Here is a 23,413-nt window from a genome sequence, read left to right as displayed (position 1 = left end):
CGATAAATTGGCTGACAATCGCGACTCTCGAAACCAGGAGTTCCGAATTTGGACCGCCTCGCCAGCATGGCCGTCTTCGTCAAGGCGGTCGATCTCGGCTCCTTCGCCGCCGCCGCCAGCGCGCTCGACCTCTCTGCCCCCATGGTGGGCAAGCACGTCCGGCAGCTGGAGGAGCGGCTCGGCGCCCGTCTACTCAACCGCACCACGCGGCGCCAGAGCCTCACCGACCTCGGGCGCGCCTATTACGAGCGCTGCCGCGTCGTTCTCGCCGAGGCGGAGGCCGCCGACGCGCTGGCCGCCGACCATGCATCCGAGCCGCGCGGCCGGCTGCGCGTGACCATGCCCACCCATTTCGGCCGATACTGCGTGCTGCCCATCCTGACGGAACTCCAGCGCCAGCACCCGGCGCTGGAGCTGGAACTGTCGTTCGGCGACCGCTTCGCCGACCTGGCCGAGGACGGCTACGACCTCGCCATCCGCACCGGCGACCTCGCCGACCACTCGGGCGTAGTGGGGCGTCGCCTGGCCTTTCAGCGCATGGTCGTCTGTGCGTCGCCGGCCTATCTCCGCGACCATGGGCATCCGTCAGGGATCGACGATCTCGGCGCCCATCGCGCCATCCTCTACCGCCGCGCCGGCTTCCGCCTCCAGCCCTGGCTGTTCCCGCGCGAGGGCGAGCCGCCGCTGGAGATCCTGCCGCAGAGCCGGATGAAGCTCGACGACCTCGACGCCATCGCCGAGGCCGCAGCCGCAGGCATGGGCCTCGCCTGGCTCCCCTCCTGGCTGATCGCCGAGCGCGTCCGCCAGAGCAAGCTCATCCCCCTCCTCCCCGACCAGCCACCCCACCTCTACCCCGCCCATGCCCTCTGGCTCCGCACGCCCCACCTGCCGCTCAAGGTGCGGGTCGCGGTGGATGCGCTGGCGGCGGGGTTGCCGGGGATGATGGGGTGAGGGAATGAGGGATGGAATGTGCCCAGCCGACCAGTCTTGACTCATTTCGATATTTAGCTAATTATAAAACCATGAGCCAGGTGTTCAAGGCCCTTTCGGATCCGACTCGCCGCCGCGTGCTGCAGCTCCTGCGCAACGGGCCGATGAGCGCCGGCGAGCTGTCGGACCATTTCGACGTGTCGAAGCCCACCATGTCCGCCCATTTCGCCGTGCTGAGGGAGGCCGACCTCGTCCACGCCGAGAAGGCGGGCAAGTCCGTCATCTATCATTTGAAGCTCTCGGTGCTGGAAGAGGCGCTGCTGGGCTTCGCGCAGTCCTTTGGCCTCGGCGTCGAGCAGGCGCCCGGCAAGATGGAGCCGCAGCGATGAAAGACCTCATCCACGACCTTCGTCCCGGCCTCGCCTGGGCCGGCGCCATCATCCTCTTGGCGCTGGGCGCCAGCTTCGCGCGGCAGCAGGGTCACATCGACCAGGACACCACGCTGCGTCTGGTCATCGGCGTCAACGGCCTGATGATCGCCTATTTCGGAAATCGTGCGCCCAAGGCGGTGGCGCCCAGCGCCTGCGCCCAGCGGATGAACCGCTTCGCCGGCTGGTCCATGGTGCTGAGCGGCCTCACCTATGCCGGGCTCTGGGCCTTCGCCGAGATCGACACCGCCATCGCCCTGGGCACCGCGGCGGTGGCGGCCGGCGTGATCGCCACCCTGGCCTACGCCTTCAAGCTCCGGGCGGACACGTGAGGCCGGTGATAAAGGCGGGGACCTCGAGCAGGATGGAGCGATCGACGGATACCGCGCTCTTTGCCTCAAGAGCCTGATACGCCCTCCTTCACCTTCCCGTCCCGAGATCCACCTTGAACTCACTCGTGAGTTCAAGCCGCCTTCGCCAGAATGGCAGCGTGATGGGAACGAGGAAACAGGCCGGTGAGCGAAGAACACCACGCTAACCACCCGTTTTATATCAACTTCCTGTCATCCTCACGCAGGCGAGGACCTCAGGCAGAAAGGGGCGCACCGGCCCATATAGAGCACTAAGAAACAAGGGCGCCCGATAGCAACCTAGCGCTTCGTCCTGCCCGAGGTCCTCGCCTGCGCAAGGATGACAATTTATACATACGTTTCAATCGGATAACCCGAGAGCATACCCATCCGACAAAGCAGACGCCCCACTAGCGCCCGCAACCACACCACACCAAGCGAAACGACCTATCTCATTGTTACATATCAATGAATTGTCACCCTCGTAAAGGCCTCTTGAGTTCACGCGTGAACTCAGGTGGACCTCAAGACGAGAAGGCGAAGCGGCCGACATAGCCTATGCTCCATAGACCTTCGTCTAATCGGCCTCGACTCTGGTGCCTGAGCGGCGATATCGAGTTGGGGAACCGAGAGCAATCCGAAGGACGTGTCGCGGAATGAGGATAGTTGCATGGCTTGAACATCGCTCAAGATGGAGCGTATTGCGGGGATTGGGAAATTCACCAATCGCCAAGGCGACCATCGCGGTGCCATTGGTCGGCTATCTTCTGCTATTCAACAGGGAAATCGTTCAATTCCTTAGCCTACATACCGATTTTTGCCGACCACGGAGTTGTGGCCCGTCGCTGCGTCTCCTTTTACTGTATTTGGGCTGCTGCTCGATCGCCATAGGTGCGGCTCTGTATGGACTGAGGTGTCCGACACTGATCAAGAAGTATGATTCTGCGGCCGGCTTCTTTGAAGCTGAGAAGGCCTATTTCTGCCAGCCTCGAAATTTCGAATACTTGCAAAAACTAATCGAGCGAGGAACCGAAACCGAACCGCTCGCTAAAGACGCACCCATGTTTTCGTATAATGGGAGGAGCGAGGTCGATCCGAATAGCTTGGCAGATCCAATGGGAGAGCTCTACCGGGTACTTAATGTATCGGATTTGAAGTTCAGGCTACCCGCTCTGCTTTCATACTATTTAGGAAAAACTATTATTATAGTACCAACTGTCATGACGTTCTTTCAGGTAATTTTCACATACACTTTGGCAGGAGATGCGTTTTAGTCCACCATTTGAACGCCCTTTAGAAACCCAAGTAGGGCAGATGGCGCCCCCCCGATCGCCTCCCGGCCCTGCGCTTTTTTGAGACGGTGGCGCGGCTTGGCAGCGAGCGGCTGGCGGCCATGGAGCTTGGGGGGTTACCGATGGCGCCGTGCCCAAGTAGATCTGGGGCGCGGGAGGGCAACCGCGAAATGATGGGCAACAGTCAAACTCGGCTTATTGTCATCCGGGGGAACTCGGGAAGCGGGAAATCTGCGCTGGCAGCGGCAATTCGCAGCAGTCTTCCTCGTGGTGTAGCCATCATCGGACAGGATGTGCTCCGGCGGAACATCCTGCATGTTCCCGACACGAAGCCATCGATGGCGGCGGACTATATGGAAATCTCAGCCCATTTCGCTCTCGATCGCAGGCTCAGTGTGATCGTTGAGGGCATCCTGCAGAACGACATCTACGGCGACATGCTGAGGAGACTGATTTCCGATCATCAAGGTATTACACGGTGCTATCGTTACAAAATTCCATTCCAGGAGACACTGAAAAGGCACAACACAAAGCCGAATGCTGGCGACTTCGGTGAGAGCGAGATGCGGCAGTGGTGGCGAGAAGATGATGGGCTGAGGGGTGTTGACGAAACACTTATCGGTCCCGATCAGTCTCTTGCGGATACCACGATACAGATCATTGCCGACTGTGGCTGGGAACCTCTGCCCTTAAATACCGCGTCCAAAAGATGAGCATAGCCCCAGAACCAGCTTCCGATCTGTCGCTTCTGGCGTAGGCGTCAACTTGCGGATATCGGCTACCCGATTGCTCTCCCTGCATCGGGAGCCTGATATAACCCGCGTCGCCCTCTCGTCCTGAGGTCCTCGCCTGCGCGAGGATGACAGCCTGATAGTAAGGGGAGATAGGTCGGGGAGCGAAGAGCTACACGCTAACTATATTTATATCAGTTTCCTGTCATCCTCGCGCAGGCGAGGACCTCAGGCAGGATGGAGCGATCGGCCGATATAGCGCTCCCGAGCATGATCGGTCGGCCTAGCGTTCCGTGCCTCGGGAGCCTGATACGATCCTCATCCGCCCCTCCCTGGTACACCCTGCAAATGGAGACGATCGGCCGCTCTTCTCGGAGGAGCGCGATGCCCTCGTGGCCGCAAAGCGGCTGAAGGCGGCGGGGCATTCAGGTCCACGGGAGCCTCACACCAGCCCCCTCCCAGACAGGTCATGCGGGGCCGAACGCACCCCGGCCTCAACTGGTCGGAACGGTGCCTCCGTCGATCACGTGCTCCGACCCGGTGATCGATGAGGCCCGGTCCGAGGCGAGGAAGGCGATGAGGTCGGCGACCTCTTGCGGCGCGGCCGGCCGTCCGAGCGGTATGCCGCCGAGGGAGCGCATGATCACCTGCACCGCGTCGTCATAACTGATGCCGGCTTGCTCGGCGATGCGCAGCGCAAGGCCGTTGGAGCCCCGATCGGCGATCCAGCCGGGAGAGACCCGCACCACTCGTACCCCCTTGGGCGAAACCTCCTTGGAGAGGCTCTTGCTGTAGGTGTTGAGCGCCGCCTTTGCCGAGGCGTAGCCGGTCGTCGCCTCCGGCAGCGGCAGGTTTCTCTGGATCGAGGTGACGTGGATGACGACGCCGCTTCCCTGGGCGATCATCGCCGGGAGGAGAGCGCGATCGAGCCTGACCGCCGGAAAGAAGTTGAGGTTGAATTCCTTGTCCCATTCCTCGTCGGTGAGAACGGAAAAGCCGCCTGACGGGGCCGAGGAGCCGCCCAGGACGTTCACCAGGATATCAAGCCCGCCGAGCTCCCGATTGACCGCATCGACGACGGTTTGAACCCCCGCTTTGGTGGTCAGGTCGGCTTCGACGAATGCGGCGCCCGAGAAGTCCGCCGGCCTGGTGCGGGCGGTGGTCAGCACGCGGGCGCCGAGCGCCTTGAACAGCGCCACGGTCGCGGCGCCGGCGCCCGAGGTGCCGCCGGTGATCAGGGCGCGGCGACCCTCCAGAGTGAGAAAGGGGGTCATACCGTAATCTCCAGTTCGGCGACCTTGTCGTCCGCGAGAACGAAGACGAACCGCAGATCGACAGGGCTGCCTGGGAAGGTGCCGGCGACGTGGCCCGTCACCTGGATCTTGCCGTTTTCGGTGGCGATGAGGAAAGGCTCCACCGTGTAGCTGTACTCCTGGAGCGCCTCGGCCATCCACGCGCGGATGGCGTCCCGCCCCCTGTGGATCTTGCCTTTGTCCTTCACGATCCCGGTCTCGGTGAACGTGGCGGCAATCGCCTCGGGGCTTCCGCTCCGGTCGGCCTCGAAATAGGCCTCGATGCCCTTCGGTAGCTTGATCGTCATGCTGGTCTCCCTCTTTTCCCGGTCCGGTGGCGGCGGGGCCTCGCCCCTTTCGGGGGGCGACAGCGACAATCTAGGGCACGGCAGTTGACACGATAATCGGGACAAAGAAGGATGAGGAATTGCGAAAAGAGGGACAATGGCCCGATCAGTCCTCGTCGATCTCGATGCCGTCTTGAGCATTGCGCGCCTCGGCTCGTTTCGGGCCGCCGCGCTGGAACTCGGCATGTCCACGACGGCGCTCAGCAATGCCGTTGCAAAGCTCGAGCAGCGCCTGGGCATTCGCCTGTTCAACCGCACGACGCGCAGCGTCTCGCTCACCGACGCGGGAAGGACCTTCGTCGAGCGGGTCGGGCCGGCGATGACCGACATCCACGACGCGATGCACGCCGTCCAGTCGCTTCAGGAGACGCCAACCGGCACATTGCGGATCAACGCATTCGCGACGGCGGCGCGGGAGATCATGGAGCCGTTCATCCTGCCGTTCCTTCAGCGCTATCCTCAGGTCCACATCGATCTGGTCACCGAGGGACGGATTGTCGACATCGTCGCGGCCGGCTTCGACCTGGGCTTGAGGCCGCTTAATCTGGTGCCGAACGACATGATCGCGGTGCCGCTCGGCCGACCGCGCAGCAATGCCGTCGTCGCATCGCCCGAGTTCCAGCGCACCTACGGCAGTCCCCTTGTTCCGGCCGACCTTTACCGGTTTCGCTGCATCCGTGCGCGGCTTCCCAACAACGCCTTGTTTCGCTGGAAGTTCGAGAAGGATGGGGAGGCCGTTCAGATCGACGTGCAGGGTTCGATCACGCTCGACGAGTCAAGCCTTGTCAGCATAGCGGCGCGGAATGGCCTTGGTCTCGGTTACGTCATGGAGGCGGATGTCCGCGCCGACATCGAGGCAGGGCGGCTGGTGCGCGTCCTCGAAGACTGGACACCCTCCTTGCCCCCATTGTCGCTGTACTACCCCGGCCGAAAGAACCCGCCCGCCGCTTTCACGGCCTTCATCCAGGCGGCACGCGAGTTTGCTGCGGCCTCGAGTTCGGCAACGGTGAGATGACAGGTAACGAACGTCTTGGTCCTCGGGAAGGATGGAACGATCGGCCGATATCGTGCGCCTTGCATCGGAGCCTGATACGACCCTCACCACCTTCTCGTCCCGAGGTCCTCGCCTGCGCGAGGATGACAGGAAATTGATATAAAACAGATGGTTAGTGTTGGGCTCTTCGCTCGCCGGCCTGTCTCCCGTTCCTATCAGGCTGTCATCCTCGCGCAGGCGAGGACCTCAGGCAGAAAGGGGCGATCGACCGACATAGCGCTCCCGAGCATGATCGTTCGATAGCGCTTCTTGCACCGGGAGCCTGATAGGACCCTCTTCACCTTCTCGTCCCGAGGTCCTCGCCTGCGCGAGGATGACAGCCTGATAGGAACGGGAGACAGGTCGGCAGGCAAAGAGCTATACGCTAACCACCTGCTTTATATCAATTTCCTGTCATCCTGGCGAAGGCCAGGACCTCAGGCAGAAAGGGGCGATCGGCCGATATAGGGCTCCTTGCGTCGGGAACCCGATACGACCCTCGTCACCTTCTCGTCCCGAGATCCTCTGCCTGCGCAGAGGAGGACAGCCCATAGGAACGGGAGCCCAACCTGACAGCGTGATGGTGAGAGACAGGCCGGCGAGCGAAGAGCCCAACACTAACCATCTGTTTTATATCAATTTCCTGTCATCCTCGCGCAGGCCGCTTGAATTCGCGAGCGAATTCAAGGTGGACCTCGGGCAGGATGGAGCGATCGGCCGATATCGTGCTCCCGAGCCCGATAGGAAAGGGAAGCCATTTACCCCCTCAATACTGCACCGCCCGCACGTAAACCACCGGCCGCCCATCCCGCACCAGCGCGATGCCCTCGTGCCCGTGCGAGTGCCCGATCTCCCTGCTGCGGCAGAGCCACAGGCTGTCGCCCTCCCGCATCTCGCCATAGAGCGGCGCCAGCGCCTCCCTCAAAAGGTCGAGGTCGCGGATGTGCTGCATCAGGTGTTCCGGCAGGTCCTCGAAGCGGTGCATCAGCCAGCTTGAGATCTGCGGCAGCGTCACCTCGACGACCAGCGCGAGGCCCTCGGGGTCGCGCGTCACATGGGACAGTGAGAACATCTCGGCCATGGAAGCCTTCCTGCCGCTGCCGGTATTGTCTTCAACACTAAGGCGACAAGCCCGCCCCGCGCAACCAGCCACCCGTATCGCCCCTTCCCATCCCCCGCCCCCAGCCCTAAACTCCCCTCCCGCCCTCCCCGCCCGGAACCACCCTCGCCCATGCTCGACCCCCTCGACCACCTCTCGGCCCTGCGCGTCTTCGAGGCGGTGGCGCGGCTTGGCAGCGTGCGGCTCGCGGCCATGGAGCTGGGGGTCACCGATGGGGCGGTGTCCAAGCAGATCCGGGCGCTGGAGGCGTCGCTCAAGACCGAGCTGTTCATTCGCGGCCATCGCAAGCTGATCCTCACCGAGACGGCCGAGCGGCTGGCCCAGTCGCTGGCCGCCGCCTTCGAGAGCATCGTGCGCTCGGTGGAGCGGGCCGAACGCTCGGGCCAGCGCGGCCGGCTGGTGGTCGCCGCGCCCGCCACCTTCCTGGTCCGCTGGTTCCTGCCGCGCCTGCCCAGGCTGCTGCGCCGGCTCAAGGGAACGGAGATCGACGTCGTCGCCTGGAACAAGGACCCCGTTGCCACCGACCGCTCCATCGACATCCACGTGGTGGTGGGCGGCGAGACGGCCATACCGGGCATGATCCGCCACACGATCGGCCCGGAAACCTTCGGCCCGGTGGCGACGCCGGCGCTGCTTGCCGAGGGCGGGCCGCCCGAGGCGATCCTCGGCGTGCAGCGGCTCACCACCGTCTGGCCCACAGCCATGTGGTCCAACTGGTCGATGGAAAGCGGCGTGGCGCTGCCGGAGACGCCCATGCTGCGCTTCGAGCGGCTGCTCTTCGCCATCAAGGCGGCGGAAGCCGGCGTCGGCGCCGTGCTGGCGCCCGGCCCCGCCGTGTGGGACGCCATCGCCGCCGGGGACCTGGTGGCGCCGCTCGGCCTCTACAGGCGCGACGGCAACTGGGCGCTGCTCTGGCGCTCCGACCAAACCTCGGCGCTGCACATGTCCACGCTCCGCTGGTTCCAGGCCGAATTCGCCGCCTCCGAGGCCGCCGCCTTCGGGATGAGTTGAGCGCGCCTCAACTGAGAAGCCCGGAAATCGGTTGCCGCTCGGGCCCCATGCGGCGACAGTCTCCCGAAGACGGAGACCGACCATGCTCGTGGATGTGACCGGCACGCCCGATTTCACCGCAAGGCCCAAGGTGGAGCTGCATGTCCACCTCGACTGCTCGCTGACGCGGCGCGCGCTTCATCGCCTCGGCAACCCGATCGGCGAGGCCGAGTTTCGCCGCGTCTTCACCGCGCCCGAGCGCTGCGACAGCCTGATGGACTACCTCCGCGCCATCGGCCCCTCCTGCGAGGCGCTGCAAACGGCGCCGGCGCTCGCCATCGCCATGGACGAGCTGCTGCGGGCGCTGGCCGACGACGGCGTCATCTACGCCGAGATCCGCTTCGCGCCGCACACCCACCAGCGCGGCGGCCTCGGTCTCGATCAGGTGATGGCGGCAGTCACCGAGGGCCTTGCCGAGGGCGAGGCGGCCACCGGCATCAAGGCCGGGCTCCTCCTCTGCGCGCTGCGCGACTATCCGCCCGACGAGAACCTCAAGGTGATCGAGCTCGCCCACCGCTGGCGCGATCGCGGCGTCGTCGGCGTCGACCTTGCCGGCGACGAGGCCGGCCACCCGGCCGCCGCCAACCGGCGGGTGTTCGACCGCGCCCATGAGCTCAGCCTCCCCGTCACCGCCCACGCCGGCGAGGCGGCCGGGCCGGACAGCCTCCGCGAGGTGATGGCGCTCATCGCCCCCGCCCGCATCGGCCACGGCGTCCGCGCCATCGAAAGCGACGACCTCCTGGCCGAGATCAAGGCGCGCAACCTTCACCTCGAGGTCTGCCCGTCGTCCAACATCCAGGTCGGCGTCTTCGGCGACTATGCCAGCCACCCCGTGGACCGGATGTCGCGGCGCGGCCTGTCGCTCTCCATCAACACCGACGCCCGCACCGTCGCTCCGCTCACCCTGTCGCTGGAATACCGCCGCCTCTCCGCCGCCTTCGGCTGGCAAACCGGCGAGTTCCTCGCCCACAACCTCGAAGCCGTGAGACACGCCTTCCTGCCGGAAGAGGCGAAGGCCGGGTTGGGCGCAAGGTTGATTGAGGGGTGGGGCGGCTAGCTCCGGCAAGGTAGGCGCGTCAGGCGGCTCGGTTTGGGGGAGCACGATATCGGCGGCTCGCTCAGTTCTGCCCGAGGTCCTCGCCTGCGCAAGGATGACAATTTATATAGAGGAATCAGTTGGATAGTCCGCAATCCACCATGAGGAGCGCATCGTGCTGCCTTACACGGAGGGGGAAACCTCAGAGGCGAGGCGATACGCTCTATCCCTTTGTTCCATATCTATAAATTGTCATCCTTGCGCAGGCGAGGACCTCGGGCAGAACGGAGTGCAACGCTGATATAGAGCGCCCATGCACGCATTGCGCAACGATAGCGACGCGGGAAAGGCGGACCCGATATCAAGCCTTCGCCCTTGCGGCTCTAGCGGGTGGCGCGGTGCGCGTTGAGCGCGCCCTGGAAGCGGGGATCGGCCTTCAGCCTTTCCAACGCCCAGTGCTGTTCGAGCCACTCCGTCTTGCCCCACCATCCGCGCTCCACCAGCCGCTCCACTGTGGTCACGGCCTTGCCGGGCTCGCCGGCCAACACCCAGGCCACCGCCGCGTGAAAGTCGAGCCAGACGATCTCAGAGGCGCCGGCCTCGAATGTCGCCGCCAGTTCGCGGCAATAGGCGGTATCGAGGTCACCGTCGTTTTCGGCCGGCACACGGGCGGCGAAGCCCAGGTAGCGATCGGTCACCTCGAACCCCAGAGCCTTGGCGACCGTCTGGGACCGGGTGTTGGACGCGTAGCAGTGCCAGCCAAAGGCGGTGACGCCCTGCTCGCCGGCCCGGTGAAGACTGGCGGCGGCTGCCGCTTTCGCGAGGCCCCGCCCGCGATAGGCCGGGTGCGTCCAGACGCCGAACTCGGCATAGCCGTCGACGACCATGTCCACCGAACAGCGCGAGACGACCTCGCCCGCATGGATGATGGATACCTCCACGGACTGGCTGTCCGCGACAAGCTCGAAGCCGTCGGGCACGGCAAAGGACCGCGCGCGGCCTGCGTCCAGGGCAAGCCGCACCCGGTCGTGCGCGATCATGAACCGGTTGGGCAGAACCTCGCCGATGGCGGGCAGCCAGGGTTCATCGGGATACACGTATTCCCAATCTTCAATCTCGCCGGCAAGGCCGCCGAGGTCGGAACGGGGATCGCCGGCGAGATACAGCCCCTCCGGCCCACGCAGAATGGCCTGACGCGGCGACGCCAGATCGTCGACCCAGATATCGCCGAGAGACGGGTCGCGGAGAACGGCCCTGACGCTGCCGTGGCGAAGAGAAAGGTTGTCAAAAAGCGGTGCGATGGCGGCAAAGCCATCCGGTTCGAGTTTGAACATGAAAGAAAGTCCTGAGCTCGGCTTCCTAGAGCACCCGCCGATCAGGTTGAATCAACCTGATCGAAAAGCGGCTGCTCCAGCAAATGAATCTGGAGCATTCGCTGGACGACCAAATGTTTCAATTTGGTCGGCGAATGCTCTGAGGAGCCGCAATGAAAGGAAGCTGCGACGACACCGCCGCGCGAGACACGCCGGACGACCGGCGGATTGCAATGCTCTTCCGCATGCGTGCCTCCTTTCCACTCAGACTTCGCGGCAAGCCTAGCCGCGCGCCGCTCCCACCGTCAACGAGGACGGTGCAAGGCGGGCTCGATCCATCCGAAAGAACACCCGCACCGTGGCCTAGGCGCAGCGTCCCGAACCTCCGCCTCTGGGGGAGATTCGGGACTTCACCGAAAGCGGTTGGGTGCCAGCCGTTACCTCTGGCCCAGGATGTGTTTGTCCACGAACAGGGCGGCGAAGCCGTTGTCGCCCGACATCTTGAGCTGTGCGATCACGTCGGTGACGCTCTTCTCTTCCTCGACCTGCTCGGTGACGAACCATTGCAGGAAAATCTCGGCCGCCACGTCGTCGTTCTTGGCCGCCAGCGCATAGAGCGCGTTGATCGACTGGGTGACCTTCTGTTCGTGCGCCAGCACCAGCTCGAACACCTCCAGCGGCTTGCCGAACGCCACGGGCGGCTGCTCGATCGCCGCAAGTTCGACCTTGCCGCCGCGATCGTACACATAGTCCCACAGCTTCATGCCGTGGCCGCGTTCCTCGTCCGACTGCTTCTTCATCCACGATGCGAAGCCCGGCAGGTTCGCGGCTTCGAAATGGGCGGCCATCGCGAGATACAGATACGAGGAATAGAACTCTTTCTGGATCTGCTCGTTGAAGCCGTTCTGAAGGGCATCACTCAACATCTTCACTTCTCCTCTTGTCGCCCGCGCCGACGATGCATCACCGCTCCTAGCCTTTTTGTTTTATCGCGCTTTTTTCCTGAAGAGCGTCTCCACTTTTCCCAATACGCGCTAGTGCTGAGGAAACGCGGGGCGGTGATTGTTGGCGCCGCCGTGTTGGCCGCGCCCCCCGCTACGGAAGAGACCTTCCCCAATCCGAAAGGCGCCGCCCACACCAGGATTTTGGGGTAAAAATCACGAGTTACGCACCAGCAGGCACGCCGGAAGCCAGGGGGCATCGGGATGCACATACTCTCAGTCGGCCATCGCGCCGGCGAGGTCGCCGAGTTCGTGACGGGATCGCCGGCGAGATACAGTTCCTCCGGTTCCCGCAGAATGGCCTGACGAGGCGACCCTAGATCATCGACCCAGATCTCGCCGAGAGATGGATCGCGGAGAACGGCCCTGACGCCGCTGTGTCAAAGAGAAAGGTCGGCAAAAAGCGGTGCGATGGCCGCAAAGCCATCCGGCTTGAGTTCGAACACGAAAGAACGCCCTGAGCCCAGCTCCCTGAGGAGCCGCAAGGAAAGGAAGCTGCGACGGCACCGCCGCGCGAGACACGCCGGACGACCGGCGGATCGACACCCGCCCAATCCTCCATTCTCGTGACACTGCCGACTCGACAGCTGCGAGACGCCCAATCGAGTCTGATATCCGCTGCTCCTGTGCTGAAGTTGGACCTTCGGTAGGGTCGGCGTGATGTTGCCCGCCAAAGAGGAGGTGGCCAAGAACCAATAGAGCAGGTGCGGCGAGATCGGCGCCATACCTTCGCCATGGGGCACTCTGTTCTCGTGTTCCAAAGACCGGGATATGCTATTGTTGGACATGCCCTCAAAGAAGATCAGCAAGACAGTAACCGCGGATACCGCCAAGCTCCTGCAGGCAGGGGAAGGTGATCGCGTGGACTTTAAGCGCGGTCCTGACGGAGTGTCTGCTGAGGACTTGGTCGCGTTCGCCAACGCGGGTGGCGGAGCTATCCTTGCCGGCGTCGACGAACGCGCCGATGATGGAGGTGCACAGGTCGGCGTCGTGGTGGGATGTGATGTTGGCGATGGAACGATACTTCAAATCGCCAACAAAGCTCTAGGTTGCATCCCGCCGATCGCCATCGATGTCAGTATAGAAAATGACGACGACAAGTCGTTTCTACGGATCAATGTTCCGAGCAGCGCAACGAAGCCTCACTGCACTCCCAAGGGTGTCTATTGCACGCGCGCTGGGCGACGTAATCGCGCGCTGCATCCAACCGAGCTTCTGAAGATCTTTCTCGAAAGCGAAGCGCGCGCATTCGCTGAGCGATTTGAGGCCGCAGCAGGTCGCATTACAAATGAACTCGGTGAATTAGAGGAATCTCTAGAATCCAGTATCCAGAACATGGCCGATCAACTCGGCTGGGCTGACAGCAAGCTTGGAGACACAGAAAGCGCCCTAGCCACCATCCAAGTTTACGTCACCCGCATCAACTCAGAGACCAATGATATCGCCTCGAGACTTCGAACGATGTTCCGTCAGGATAAGCGAGATGATCCTGTCACGGAGCGCGAGCGAAACAAGCTTCGCGGCGAGTTGGTCGATCAACTTCTAAACGATAGAAAACTTCTGGATACCCTCGCGAAGGGCACCGCCGCCGTCAAGATCGGCGTGGAGGGTAAGGCCGCAGAAGAGCTGACAAAGGAGGATCTTCAAGCAATTCTCATGGACGCGCTCAAGATCGTAACTGTCAACGCCGTCAACCGGTAAACCAGAACCCATCAATGCGTCAGCGCCTCGAAATCATCTGGCGTCATTCGTGTAGCCGTCCCGAGTGTGTCTGTTCCCGCTAGTGATGAAATCTGGTCGTCGATGAGCCAGTCGTCGCCATATCTGAACAGACTGAAGCCAATCATGTAGTTCAGGCCGTCGAATGACAGCAGCACAACGCGTTCAGTTCTGATGTCCGCGCCATAAATCTTGGCCTGCTTCGTAAAATTCACTTGTAGGCGATCGCTTTTGAAATCCTCAGGATACGGAATTCCAATCTTAGCGATAGATAGGCCCGCCAGACGCTTAGCTTGGACGACTGTATATATATCATCTGCCGCCGTAGGGTTGTTGGCTAAACTGACCGTTACACCTTTCAGGACATCGCTATTTGTCATCAGACTGTAAGTTAGATACTGAAGATGTCTCGCAACATTGATCGTGTAGATTTGTTTGTTGATTGCTATGAAAAATGGATCGGTTGTTGGCATTGCTGTGGAGTACGTGATTGCATTCAGGCGCTTTGCAAAAGCAACGAAGTCAAAGCCCTTGCTCATACGGTCAACCGCCGTTGTTGCTAGAACTGCGTCGAAATCGTTGGCTTTCACGCCTTCGATGTATGCCGTGATGGCTTCCTCCGGCGTCCCGAAGTGCCTCTCCTCGGCGATCGACACTCCTGCAGTCCAGACACCAGCGACGACACCCAGCACGGCCAGCGAGCACGATTTCAGCACTCCCATATTGGCTCCCCTCCCAGTCTTTAGCGGACATGGCTACAGGCCAAGTGAATGCGATTTCACCCGGACCGATGCCTTGTCTCACACGCAATCAGCCGTTCTGGCCCGGCGTGGATCGGTTCGTCAGCGCGTAGATGATGGCTGCTAGGACAATGCCGACGACGAGGCCAATACCTGTTGTGGCAAGAAGGTGGCTCTGGAGCTCGTTCTTGAAAGGCTCGTCCATCGGAGCGGTGCTCGTGAGCACACTGAACGGAACCTGCATCCCCATGAACGTGGGTCGCGTAACGACACCGACAAGCGCGCCGATCACGCCGCCAGCAATAGCGATGAGAATGGTCAACGGGTTCATGACTGCCCTCTACGCCCCTGCGCATAATTATCAATAAACTCGTATCAGGGTTGTGGTGACAATCAAGCGGAATAGTGCGATTTCATCCCAACGAATTAGGCATTTCAAGGTGTTGGTGGGGTGACGCCCCACCAACCGATTATCGCCGCGCCTGTCAGGTCCAGAGTTTCATGACGAAGCCAAGGATCGCCTTGGAAACGACGTTCTCGGCGACGGGCTTCAACATGCGCCCACACCAACGCAAGAAGCCATCAGGCTTCGAGTTTGGCGCAGCCAACGACTTCTGGCCTACCAGAACGTCACCGTGACAACCAGCAACCGTCAGATTGCTGCCGGGTGCGTTGATGGAGATAGAGATCGTGATGGGAGGAGGTTCGGTTCGCGTTTGCTTGCCCTCACAGTTCCCCTCACGGCCTCTATTGACAGACGATGTCTTCCGCCTAATGGTCGTCTGGCATCAAAGCCCGCGAGGGCGTTGCACTCAGGGGGTCCGGCTGGCTCGGGAAAGTTTGCCGGACCTTCTGCATTCACCTTTCGCCATAGAAGTTAATGAATGCTTCCCTATCTGCGCAGAATAGGGACGCTTTGTAAGTTATGTGTTAATGCGTTTTCCCCAAACTTCGGAAGAATTCAACAGCCTTCGCGGATAACCGCTACTCCGGCTTCAATTCTGTTGACACAGGCTTGCCAAGGCATTGACACCGATTGGGTAGGTTGGAACCGACAGAATTTAACTTGTCATCCACAGGGGCTGGCCTAATTTTCTCGCCGAAGCTCCAAAGCCAGTTGCCGCCATCTTTCCCTAAAATCGACGTCCAAGGCGACCATCTTGTCCGCCGTCTCACGCATACCGGGGGGCCATCTTGTCGAACTGCGGCACAGAGTTCGCCAGATCCACGCGATGAGTTCCTCCTGCGTCCGCCTAACGGCTTCCATTTCCACGCGAGAAACTCGGTATTGCTGGCGCTCCGCCAAATGAAAGGCTCCGCGCCGATGCCCGACACTGCCGTCCATCAGGACAAAACCGACGCCGGAAACGAAATCAGAACTGGATAAATCCTGGGGCAACGTCAGCCGCCTCCTCGCCTCCGTCCCACACTTGAGCCAAACTCAACCGAACGCACAAACCGTCGATTTTTCGGCCGCCTAAAACGCCGCATTCTGCCCGGCATGAACACATCCCCACTGCCCCCCCGCCGCCTCATCATCGACTGCGATCCCGGCCACGACGATTTCGCGGCCATTGCGCTGGCGGTGACGTCGGGCGTGTTCGAGATCGAGGCGATCACCGCCGTTTGCGGCAATGCGCCGCTTCATCGGACCTCGTTCAACGCGCTCGCCATCGCCGATGCGCTCGGCACGAGCATTCCCGTCTACGCGGGCGCCGTGGCGCCGCTTCTCCATCGCTATGAGTTTCCCGCCGCCTTCCACGGCGTCACCGGGCTCGATTCCACCGGCGCCACGCTGCCGCCACCGCGCCGCGCGCTCATGCCCGGCCACGCGGCGCTGGAGATCCTTGCCCGCGTCAACGCCGCGCCCGGCGAGATCACGCTGGTGGTCCTCGGCCCGATGACCAACGTCGCCCTGGCGCTGGCGCTCGATCCGGAGATGGCCGGCAAGGTGAAGGAGCTGGTGTTCATGGGGGGCGGCCTCATCGGCGGCAACGTCACCCCGCGCGCCGAGTTCAACCTCTGGGCCGATCCCGAGGCCGCCGCCATCATGCTGCGCTCGGGCATCAAGGCCACCATGTTCGGGCTCGACGTCACCAACCGCGCCTGGCTCGACAAGGACGATCTCGCCCGCATTCGCGCCGCCGTGCCGGGCGCCAACCCGGTGGCCGACATCATCCAGTTCTATACCGACCGCTCCGGCGACGTGGCGGCCGGTCGCGTGCCGGGACCGGCGCTGCACGACACCTGCCCGCTGGCATGGCTGATCGACCCCGCCCTGTTCACCATCGAGAGCCTTAACGTGACGGTGGCCACCCAGCCCGGCCCGCACTATGGCGCGACGGATGCCGACCGCCGCCCCTGGGCGCCGGAGGGCGGCCCGCGCATCGGCGTGGCACTCGATCTCGACCGCCCCGCCGTTGCAAGACACGTGACCGATGCGCTGGTGGAAGCCGCCCGCCGCATCGCCACCAGGACATGACAAGCAAGCAAGAACAAGCGTTTGGACTGCTGGTACCGCTGAAAGAGAAGACGTTGGACCGCTAGTACCGCAAAGAACAAAAAGACCAGAGGAGAAGACCATGATCCGGCTGCCGTTGTTGACCACTGCTCTGGCGATTGGGCTCACCGCCACCGCCCACGCCGAGACCACGCTGACCGTCCTGATGATCGAGGGCCTCGACAAGGGCTCGATGGAGGCGGTGGCCGCCGCCTACATGGCCAAGCAGAGGGAAGTGAAGGTCGAGATCCAGAGCCTGCCGTGGAACCAGTTCTTCCAGGTGTCGGAGATGCGGCTGAAGTCGGCCGACGCCGCCGTCGACCTGATCTACACCGACGCGCCGGTGGTCGCCTCCTATGCCGCCAACGGCTACATCCTGCCCTTCGACGCCGCCGTGGCCGACGAGGCCAAGGCGAAGCTGGTCGGCCCCTCGGTCGCCACCGGCACCTATGACGGCAAGCTCTACTCGCTGCCGATGAACTCGTCGGCGCAGGTGCTCTACTACAACGTCGACCTCCTGAAGGCCGCCGGCATCACCCCGCCGAGCGGCCTGACCAAGGACAGCGCCACCAAGCCCGACGCCATCGTCAAGCTCGCCGGCGAGGAGCGCTGGACGTTCGAGCAGGTGGCCGAGGCGGCCAAGGCCGTGTCGGGCGATGAGGGCGGCAAGGCCAAGCCCTGGGGCTTCGCCTTCGAGCAGTTCGGCGAGCTCTACCAGCTCCAGCCGCTGGGCGGCTCGCTCGGCGGCGAGCTGATCTCGGCCGACGCCAAGACGGCCGACGGCTACCTCAACGGCGACGCCTGGACCAAGGCCGCCAGCTGGTGGTCGGACCTCTTCAACAAGGACAACGTCAGCCCCCGCTCGCTCGGCTTCGGCGAGGCGGCGCAGATGTTCACCAACGGCCAGCTGGCCATGTTCGTCGGCGGCACCTGGAATGTGCCGGCCGTCGCCGGCTCCTCGATCAACTTCGGCATCGCCCCGCACCCGAAGTTCGCCGAGGGCAAGGCCTCGACGCCCACCGGCAGCTGGTACCTGTCGGTCACCAAGGCCAGCCCCGATGCGGCCGCCGCCGCCGACTTCGCCAAGTTCGCCGCGCTGAGCGACGAGGGCACCGACGTCTGGTTCAAGACGCTCAACCAGCTGCCGGTCACCAACCGCCTGCTCGACCAGATCAACAGCGATCCGGCCTACGACGCCTTTCCCGCCTCGGTCATGCGCCTGTCGGCCTGGGAGTCGCGCAACACCGCCGCGGCCCGTCCGGTCACCGTCGCCTTCAGCCAGTTGCAGGATGCCTTCCGCACCGCCTTCACCGACATTGCCAACGGCGTGCCTGTGGACGAAGCTTTGGGCACCGCCGTCGACGCCTACGATCAGGCCGCCGCGCGCCTGAACCGCAAGTAAGCTCACGAAACAAATGGCCGCGCCTTCGGGCGCGGTCGCTTTCGGAGTTCAAGCCGTGAACCGCTCGCCCATAGCCCTCCTGGTCCTGACGCTCGCGCCGGCCTTGCTGGGGCTGGCGATCTTCCGCGCCTACCCAATCGGCCTCGCCCTCTACGAAAGCCTCTACACCACCATCGCCGGCGAGCGGACCTTCGTCGGCATCGAGAACTACGTCGACCTCCTCACCGACGCCGGCTTCTGGAAGTCGCTCCGCGTCACGCTGTGGTTCAACCTGATCATCAACCCGTTGCAGGTGGCGCTCGCCCTGGCGCTGGCGTTGATGTTCGTCCAGAAGCTGCCGGGCATGGCCGTCTTCCGCCTGCTCTTCCTCATTCCCATCGGCATTTCGCTGCCGGTCGCCGTCATCATCTGGCGCATCGTGCTCTTGCCGGAAGGCTTCCTCAACGGCGCGCTCGGGCTCGTCGGCCTCGGCCCCTACCGGTTCCTGACCAGCCCCGACTTCGCGCTCTATTCCATCATCGGCATCGCCACCTGGAAGGGCATCAGCTACTGGATGATCTTCCTGGTCGGCGGCTTGCAGAACATACCCCCGGAGATCAACGAGGCGGCGCGGCTCGAGGGCGCCTCGGCCTGGCAGCGCCTGTGGCTCGTCACCCTGCCGCTCCTCCGGCCGACGCTCTTGTTCGTGCTGGTGGCCGACATCACCATCAACTTCCTGCTGTTCGCGCCGGTGTTCATGCTCACCGGCGGCGGCCCGCGCGGCTCCACCAACGTCCTCATGTACGAGGCCTACAAGTCCGGTTTCGTGTTCGGCGACATGGGCCGCGCCATGGCGATCGTCGTCTGTCTGGTGGCGATGCTGCTGGTCATCGTCGCCATCCAGTTCCGCCTCTTGTCGTCGGCGCCGCCCAAGGAGGCCCGCTGATGTCTCTCCGCAAGGCCCTGATCTACATGGCGATGGTCGTCGTCGCCTTCCTCTTCGTGGCTCCTCTCTGGTGGGCGATCCTGTCGTCCTTCCGGCCCAACGACGCCATCTTCCGCGACCTCTTCCCCTTCACGCCCAATGCGCTTTTGCCCGAGCCCTTCTCGCTCGACGCCTACGTGGCGATATTCCAGCGCGGCTTCGGCTCGATCATCGCCAACACGCTGCTGGTCGCCGGCCTCACCACGGCGCTCGGCCTCGTGGTCAACGCGCTGGCCGGCTACGCCTTCGCTCTCTTCGAGTTTCCGGGAAAATCCGCCGTGCTCGGCGTGGTCGTCGTCAGCTTCATGCTGCCCTTCGAGGCCATCGCCATGCCGCTCTATTCGGTGGTCAGCCAGCTCGGCTGGATCGACCACGTGGCCGCCCTGGTGGTGCCCTCGGTCGCCAACGGCCTTGCCGTTTTCCTGTTCTACCAGTTCTTCCGTGAGGTGCCGAAGGACTATTACGAGGCGGCGCGCCTGGAAGGCGCCGGCTGGCTGCGCATCCTCTGGTCGGTCTACGTGCCGCTGTCGCTGCCCACCTGCATTTCGGCGGGGCTGATGCTGTTCATCTTCCAGTGGGAAGCCTTCCTGTGGCCGCTGCTTGCCATGCCGGCCCAGCAGTTCAAGGTGATCCAGGTGGGCATGGCCGCCTTCCAGGATCAGTACACCACGGCGTGGAACCAGCTGTTCGGGGCGGCCGTCATCACGGCGCTGATCCCCATGCTGCTGCTCATTCCGCTGCAACGCTATTACGTCCAGGGCCTCGCCGGCTCCGGCATCAAGGGATGACGCCATGAGCGGTCTCAATCTTAAGGCCCTGCGCAAGGCCTTCGGCCCCACCGAGATCATCTCCGGCGTCGATCTGGAGATCGCCGATGGCGAGCTCATCGTCTTCGTCGGCCCGTCCGGCTGCGGCAAGTCGACGCTGTTGCGCCTCATCGCCGGCCTCGAAAGCGTCAGCGCCGGCGAGATCCTGATCGGCGGCCGCGACGTCACCCGCGTCGATCCGGCCAGGCGCGGCGTCGCCATGGTGTTCCAGTCCTACGCGCTGTTCCCGCACATGACGGTGCGCCAGAACATGGGCTTCGGCATGCGCGTCAACCGCGTGCCCAAGGCGGAGGCCGCCGAGCGCCTCCAGAAGGCCGCCGCCCTGCTCCAGCTCACCGAACTGCTCGACCGCAAGCCGGCCCAGCTCTCCGGCGGCCAGCGCCAGCGCGTCGCCATCGGCCGGGCCATCGTCCGCGACCCCCAGGTTTTCCTGTTCGACGAGCCGCTTTCCAACCTCGACGCCGAGCTGCGCGTGCAGATGCGCGCCGAGCTCGCCGCCCTGCACGCCCGCCTCGGCGCCACCATGATCTACGTGACGCACGACCAGGTGGAGGCCATGACCCTGGCCGACCGCATCGTCGTGCTGCGCGCCGGCCGCGTCGAGCAGGTCGGCGCCCCGCTTCACCTCTACGACGACCCCGACAACCTGTTCGTCGCCGGCTTCCTCGGCTCGCCGCGCATGAACTTCCTCACCGCCGAGGTGCAGCCCGACGGCCAGCTTCGCCCGCTCGGGCTGGATGTGGACCTGCCGTCTCCCATTGCCGGCCTCCGGCCCGGCCGCCGCGTGGTGATCGGCTGCCGGCCGGAGCATGTCGAGATCGGCGACGGCCCGCTCGCGGCCACGGTGAAAACGGTGGAACAGCTCGGCAACTCCACCTTCGTCCACGCGGACTGCGCCGGCACGCCCATCGCCGCCGAACTCCAAGAGCGCTGGGGCACCCGCGCCGACGCCGCGCTCCGCCTTGCGCTGCCCACCGAGAAAACGCAGCTCTTCGACGCCGAAACCGGCCTCCGCATCCGCCAGTGACGGCGCTTCAGCGCTCGATGATCCCGTTCAGGAAGATGCCCACGAGATGCGCGATGCGCGCCTCGGGCGAGCCGTCTTTCTCGGTCGCCAGCGAGATCGCCGTCGCCACGCACACGAGGTCGTCGAAGCCGACATCGGGCCGAATGACGCCCGCCTCCTGGCCGCGCCGCAGCAGCCGCTCCCCTTCCTCGAGGGTCGCGCGGCATCCGGGCGTGCCGATCTCCAGCACGGTGCCGAGCGACGCCGCGAAGCCCCTGTAAAGATTGGAATATCTGACCAGCTCCTGGAGATAGGCGCGCAAGGCCTCAAGCGGATCGAGGTCCCGGGCGCGGCTCGCCTCGGCGAAGGCCAGGAAGCGGGCGCTATAGGTGGCGGCCAACAGGTCTTCCCGCGTCGGGAAGCGGCGATAGAGCGTGCCGATGCCCACCCCGGCGCGCTTGGCCACCTCGTCCAGCGAAACGCCGGCGCCGCGCTCCCGGAACACGTCCTCGGCCGCGGCCAGGATCCGCTCCTTGTTGAGCTGCGCATCGGCGCGCAATGGGGTGTCTTCGCCCAAGAACCTGCCTCATCTGACTTGCAAGTGGAGGATATCTCCATATAGTAAGTGGAGCAATTCTCCACTTATCAAGATAGCGAGCGATGACATGACCAGGCGATTTGACGGCAAGGTGGTGGTGATCACGGGCGGCACCGACGGCATCGGCCTCACGACGGCCAAGGCCTTCGCGGCGGAAGGGGCGTTTGTCTATGTCACCGGACGCCGGCAGGACCGGCTCGACGAGGCGCTCAAGGAGATCGGCCACGGCGCCGTCGGCGTTCGGGGCGACGTCAGCAACCTCCAGGATCTCGACCGGCTCTATGCCGGCATCGAGCGCGACCACGGCCGCGTCGATGTGGTGTTCGCCAACGCCGGCGTCTCCGAGTCCGCCCCGATCGGCGCCATCGAGGAAGACCATTTCGACCGCGTCTTCGGCATCAACGTGAAGGGCATGGTCTTCACCGTGCAGAAGGCGCTGCCGCTGATGTCCTCGGGCGGCTCCGTGGTGCTGACCGGCTCGGGCGCCGGCAGCAAGGGCTTTGCCGCCCTCTCCGTCTACAGCGCCACCAAGGCCGCGATCCGCTCCTTCGCCCGAACCTGGACCACCGACCTCAAGAGCCGGGGCATCCGCGTCAACGTCGTCTCCCCCGGCATGGTGCTGACCCCGGCCATGCAGACCTATCTCCGCGACAACGCCGGCGCCGAGGACTGGATGCACCAGGCCATCCCCTTCGGCCGCCTCGCCCACACCGACGAAATCGCCAAGGCCGTCCTCTTCCTCGCCTCCACCGAAAGCAGCTTCATCGGCGGCGAAGAACTCCTCGTCGACGGCGGCTTCGTGGCCGTGTGAGAGCGGAGGGAAGGGCCGGCGAGCCGAAAGGCTCCGCGCTATACCGCTGTGTCATATCAATGAATTGTCATCCCCGCGAAGGCGGGGACCTCAGGAAAGTAGAGCGCAACGCCGATATCACGCTCCCTCCACAAGAGCGCCCGATACATCCCTCCCACCTTCTCGTCCCGAGGTCCTCGCTTTCGCAAGGATGACGGCCTGATAGGAATGGGAGATAGCTCGGCACTCGTGGAGCCCTACGCTAACACACTGTTTTATATCATGAATTGTCATCCCCGCGAAGGCCGCTTGAATTCGCGCGCGAATTCAAGGTGGACCTCAGGCAGAACGAAGCGCAACGCCGATATCACGCACCCTCCCCCCTCACTGCCCAGCGATCCGCGTCCAGCCCATCTCCTTGCAGACGATGCCCGCCAGCACGCAGCCGTGGGTCATCATCGAGCGCTCGTCCACCTCGATGGTCAGGCGATAGGTGCGGTCGCGCTGCGGGTCGAAGGCGGTGCCTTTCCAGGTGCCGTCCTCCTCCGGCCGGACGGACATCACCAGCTTGTCGCCGGCCTTCTCGCCCCTGGCGCCCTCGCGCACCCAGGTGTTGATGGCGCAGATCTGCGGGCCGCAGCGCACCACCTTCACCTTGGCCTTGCCGTCGCCGCGCGCCCAGAGGCCGAACAGCGAGGGGTCGGACGAGGCGGCGGCCGGCGCCGCGGCGAGACAGGTGAACATGGCGAACGCGAGCAACAGGCGTGAGGTCATGGGTCTTCTCCTCTCGCAAGAGGCCGTGCCGACGGCTGCCGCCGCCTTGCGGGGAGATACGCATGAAGCCTGCATATGGTTCACCCGCTCGCCGATACCCCCGGTTTTTGTCCGCCAGATTTGCCCGCTTTACGCCGCCGTAACCCCGCCCCGGCTAAGAAAAGGCGGAG

At 63.8% G+C, this 23,413-nt stretch carries 23 protein-coding genes; 14 read left to right on the top strand and 9 right to left on the bottom strand.

Annotated elements, in window-relative coordinates:
* Positions 1 to 48 precede the first annotated feature (48 nt).
* The 4 genes from CXZ10_RS17355 (at position 49) to CXZ10_RS21395 (ending at position 3,713) form a co-directional block, all read left to right on the top strand.
* Positions 49 to 951, top strand: a complete 903-nt coding sequence (locus CXZ10_RS17355) for a LysR substrate-binding domain-containing protein (protein ID WP_101290628.1) — start codon at positions 49 to 51, stop codon at positions 949 to 951.
* A 71-nt stretch (positions 952 to 1,022) separates the two neighbouring features.
* The gene (locus CXZ10_RS17350; protein WP_101290627.1) at positions 1,023 to 1,319 is read left to right on the top strand and encodes an autorepressor SdpR family transcription factor; all 297 of its coding nucleotides are present in this window, start codon (positions 1,023 to 1,025) and stop codon (positions 1,317 to 1,319) included.
* Entirely contained in the window at positions 1,316 to 1,690 is a 375-nt protein-coding gene (locus CXZ10_RS17345; protein ID WP_210199956.1) for a hypothetical protein, read from the top strand. The genes CXZ10_RS17350 and CXZ10_RS17345 overlap by 4 nt, the downstream gene beginning before the upstream one ends.
* A 1,480-nt stretch (positions 1,691 to 3,170) precedes the next feature.
* A complete protein-coding gene (locus tag CXZ10_RS21395) occupies positions 3,171 to 3,713 on the top strand; it encodes a zeta toxin family protein (protein ID WP_180336058.1) in 543 nt (180 codons plus the stop codon).
* A 512-nt stretch (positions 3,714 to 4,225) separates the two neighbouring features.
* Here the strand turns inward: CXZ10_RS21395 and CXZ10_RS17325 are convergent.
* Together CXZ10_RS17325 and CXZ10_RS17320 are read right to left on the bottom strand one after the other, a co-directional pair.
* Entirely contained in the window at positions 4,226 to 5,005 is a 780-nt protein-coding gene (locus tag CXZ10_RS17325) for an SDR family oxidoreductase (RefSeq protein ID WP_101290624.1), read from the bottom strand.
* On the bottom strand, positions 5,002 to 5,331 hold the full coding sequence (locus CXZ10_RS17320; protein ID WP_101290623.1) for a nuclear transport factor 2 family protein: 330 nt from the start codon (positions 5,329 to 5,331) through the stop codon (positions 5,002 to 5,004). The genes CXZ10_RS17325 and CXZ10_RS17320 overlap by 4 nt, the downstream gene beginning before the upstream one ends.
* A 136-nt stretch (positions 5,332 to 5,467) precedes the next feature.
* Between CXZ10_RS17320 and CXZ10_RS17315 the strand changes: the two genes are divergently transcribed.
* Complete coding sequence (locus CXZ10_RS17315; protein ID WP_101290622.1) at positions 5,468 to 6,385, top strand: LysR family transcriptional regulator; 918 nt, start codon at positions 5,468 to 5,470, stop codon at positions 6,383 to 6,385.
* A gap of 784 nt (positions 6,386 to 7,169) precedes the next feature.
* Here CXZ10_RS17315 and CXZ10_RS17310 read toward each other — a convergent pair.
* Positions 7,170 to 7,484: a hypothetical protein gene (locus CXZ10_RS17310; RefSeq protein WP_101290621.1), complete on the bottom strand. Its 315-nt coding sequence runs from the start codon at positions 7,482 to 7,484 to the stop codon at positions 7,170 to 7,172.
* A 150-nt stretch (positions 7,485 to 7,634) separates the two neighbouring features.
* Here CXZ10_RS17310 and CXZ10_RS17305 point away from each other — a divergent pair, with 150 nt between their 5' ends.
* A complete protein-coding gene (locus CXZ10_RS17305; RefSeq protein WP_101290620.1) occupies positions 7,635 to 8,534 on the top strand; it encodes a LysR substrate-binding domain-containing protein in 900 nt (299 codons plus the stop codon).
* Between the two features lie 82 nt (positions 8,535 to 8,616).
* Entirely contained in the window at positions 8,617 to 9,630 is a 1,014-nt protein-coding gene (gene add / locus CXZ10_RS17300) for an adenosine deaminase (protein WP_101290619.1), read from the top strand.
* A gap of 362 nt (positions 9,631 to 9,992) precedes the next feature.
* Here the strand turns inward: add and CXZ10_RS17295 are convergent, their stop codons facing one another.
* Both CXZ10_RS17295 and CXZ10_RS17290 read right to left on the bottom strand, forming a co-directional pair.
* Positions 9,993 to 10,943, bottom strand: coding sequence for a GNAT family N-acetyltransferase (locus CXZ10_RS17295; protein WP_101290618.1), 951 nt, complete (start codon positions 10,941 to 10,943; stop codon positions 9,993 to 9,995).
* A 416-nt stretch (positions 10,944 to 11,359) separates the two neighbouring features.
* Positions 11,360 to 11,848: a ferritin gene (locus CXZ10_RS17290; RefSeq protein ID WP_101290617.1), complete on the bottom strand. Its 489-nt coding sequence runs from the start codon at positions 11,846 to 11,848 to the stop codon at positions 11,360 to 11,362.
* Between the two features lie 861 nt (positions 11,849 to 12,709).
* Between CXZ10_RS17290 and CXZ10_RS17285 the strand changes: the two genes are divergently transcribed.
* On the top strand, positions 12,710 to 13,624 hold the full coding sequence (locus tag CXZ10_RS17285) for an AlbA family DNA-binding domain-containing protein (protein WP_180336057.1): 915 nt from the start codon (positions 12,710 to 12,712) through the stop codon (positions 13,622 to 13,624).
* Positions 13,625 to 13,635: 11 nt separating this feature from the next.
* On the opposite strand, the gene CXZ10_RS17280 is transcribed toward CXZ10_RS17285, so the two are convergent.
* Entirely contained in the window at positions 13,636 to 14,364 is a 729-nt protein-coding gene (locus CXZ10_RS17280; protein ID WP_101290615.1) for a hypothetical protein, read from the bottom strand.
* 88 nt (positions 14,365 to 14,452) lie between these two features.
* Positions 14,453 to 14,713 (bottom strand): hypothetical protein, encoded by a 261-nt coding sequence (locus CXZ10_RS17275; RefSeq protein ID WP_101290614.1) that lies wholly within the window; start codon positions 14,711 to 14,713, stop codon positions 14,453 to 14,455.
* A 1,170-nt stretch (positions 14,714 to 15,883) separates the two neighbouring features.
* Here CXZ10_RS17275 and CXZ10_RS17270 point away from each other — a divergent pair.
* The 5 genes from CXZ10_RS17270 (at position 15,884) to CXZ10_RS17250 (ending at position 21,102) form a co-directional block, all read left to right on the top strand.
* Positions 15,884 to 16,864 carry a nucleoside hydrolase gene (locus CXZ10_RS17270; RefSeq protein WP_101290613.1) on the top strand — a complete coding sequence of 327 codons (981 nt, stop codon included), beginning with the start codon at positions 15,884 to 15,886 and terminating at the stop codon, positions 16,862 to 16,864.
* 100 nt (positions 16,865 to 16,964) lie between these two features.
* A complete protein-coding gene (locus CXZ10_RS17265) occupies positions 16,965 to 18,284 on the top strand; it encodes an ABC transporter substrate-binding protein (protein ID WP_180336056.1) in 1,320 nt (439 codons plus the stop codon).
* Between the two features lie 55 nt (positions 18,285 to 18,339).
* A complete protein-coding gene (locus CXZ10_RS17260; protein WP_143741556.1) occupies positions 18,340 to 19,209 on the top strand; it encodes a carbohydrate ABC transporter permease in 870 nt (289 codons plus the stop codon).
* Positions 19,209 to 20,036 carry a carbohydrate ABC transporter permease gene (locus CXZ10_RS17255; RefSeq protein ID WP_101290610.1) on the top strand — a complete coding sequence of 276 codons (828 nt, stop codon included), beginning with the start codon at positions 19,209 to 19,211 and terminating at the stop codon, positions 20,034 to 20,036. Before CXZ10_RS17260 ends, CXZ10_RS17255 begins: the two co-directional genes overlap by 1 nt.
* Before the next feature lie 4 nt (positions 20,037 to 20,040).
* On the top strand, positions 20,041 to 21,102 hold the full coding sequence (locus tag CXZ10_RS17250) for an ABC transporter ATP-binding protein (RefSeq protein ID WP_101290609.1): 1,062 nt from the start codon (positions 20,041 to 20,043) through the stop codon (positions 21,100 to 21,102).
* 7 nt (positions 21,103 to 21,109) lie between these two features.
* Here CXZ10_RS17250 and CXZ10_RS17245 read toward each other — a convergent pair whose 3' ends face one another.
* Positions 21,110 to 21,658 (bottom strand): TetR/AcrR family transcriptional regulator, encoded by a 549-nt coding sequence (locus CXZ10_RS17245; protein WP_101290608.1) that lies wholly within the window; start codon positions 21,656 to 21,658, stop codon positions 21,110 to 21,112.
* Positions 21,659 to 21,746: 88 nt separating this feature from the next.
* On the opposite strand from CXZ10_RS17245, the gene CXZ10_RS17240 reads away from it, so the two are divergent.
* Positions 21,747 to 22,490, top strand: a complete 744-nt coding sequence (locus CXZ10_RS17240; protein WP_101290607.1) for an SDR family NAD(P)-dependent oxidoreductase — start codon at positions 21,747 to 21,749, stop codon at positions 22,488 to 22,490.
* Positions 22,491 to 22,853: 363 nt separating this feature from the next.
* Here the strand turns inward: CXZ10_RS17240 and CXZ10_RS17235 are convergent, their stop codons facing one another.
* The gene (locus CXZ10_RS17235) at positions 22,854 to 23,243 is read right to left on the bottom strand and encodes a DUF2147 domain-containing protein (RefSeq protein ID WP_101290606.1); all 390 of its coding nucleotides are present in this window, start codon (positions 23,241 to 23,243) and stop codon (positions 22,854 to 22,856) included.
* Positions 23,244 to 23,413: the final 170 nt, after the last annotated feature.

Source organism: Pleomorphomonas diazotrophica (genome assembly GCF_002844595.1).
In the GTDB taxonomy this organism is placed as follows: Bacteria; Pseudomonadota; Alphaproteobacteria; order Rhizobiales; family Pleomorphomonadaceae; genus Pleomorphomonas; species Pleomorphomonas diazotrophica.
Note: the sequence above shows the minus strand (reverse complement) of the source record. Positions and strands in the feature narration are given on the sequence as shown.